Annotated in this window: 1 protein-coding gene; it reads left to right on the top strand. The window is 38.8% G+C overall.

All coding sequences use genetic code 11. From position 1 onward, the window contains the following. Positions 1 to 1,079: condensation domain-containing protein (locus tag B0A80_RS20165; protein ID WP_233430791.1), on the top strand; the 1,079-nt coding region annotated here is incomplete at both ends.

Below are 1,079 nucleotides of genomic sequence, written 5' to 3'. Positions count from 1 at the left end.
TATCACCATTTAATGATGGACCATGTTGGTATCGAGAAGATTATAGAAGAGGTCAGCTTGTGTTTGTCGGGTGAGAGCTCGAATCTTCCTGTTCCTTTTTTATATCGAGAGTTCATTGGTCATACCTTACATATGCAATCCATTAACAATAGTGAATCCTATTTTAGGGCACTAATGGGCTCAATAGAAGAACCTACATATCCTTTTAACTTATCAAATGTTTTAGGAGACGGGAAAAGTATTGAAGAATCTATAGTTGTTTTGTCTAAGGATTTAAGTATAAGGTTGCGTAATGTTTGTGCTCATCTGAGCATTAGTCCGGCTGTGTTATTCCATGCCGCTTTCGGTTTAGTTGTAGCGCGATGCAGCAATAAGGGATATGCTCTTTTCGGATCATTATTCTCCGGACGTTTACAGGGTTCTTTGGGAGCAGCTGATTCTTTGGGATTATTTATCAATACGCTACCTGTTGCTTTGGAGTTGAAGGGTAATGTAAAAGAATATCTAAAAGAGGTCAAGGTTAGGTTAGAGGAGTTACTGTCTTATGAGCAAACACCTTTATCACGCATACATAACTGGAGCGGTGTATCCAATGAAATGGCCCTTTTCAGTGCATTATTGAATTACCGTCACTCTTTATCATCAGAAGATGATAAAGATGCTTTGGATTTAGATATGACCGTTATTGGAAGCCATGAGCGGACTAATTATCCGTTTAATATTAATGTAGATGATTTTGGTATTGATTTCGGCTTAACGGCTCTAGTGGATCGAAGTATTGGGGCTTCTCGTATACTTGCTTATATGGAGCAGTCATTAGTTGAGCTTATGGATGGGGTAGATAATTTGGAAGAAATAAATGTTAATAGTTTAAATATCCTGCCAGAGGCAGAGGAGCACCAGTTGTTGCATGTCTTTAACGATACTTATGTTTCTTATCCTCAAGATAAGACTGTTGTTGATTTGTTTGAGCAACAGGTTGAGCGTACCCCAGATGCGATAGCTGTTGTTTATCAGGGAGAGGAGTTAAGCTACAGGGAACTGGATAATAAGTCGAACCAATTGGCTCATTATCTCAG

Source organism: Flavobacterium tructae (assembly GCF_002217475.1).
Classification (GTDB): Bacteria; Bacteroidota; Bacteroidia; order Flavobacteriales; family Flavobacteriaceae; genus Flavobacterium; species Flavobacterium tructae.
Note: the sequence above shows the minus strand (reverse complement) of the source record. Positions and strands in the feature narration are given on the sequence as shown.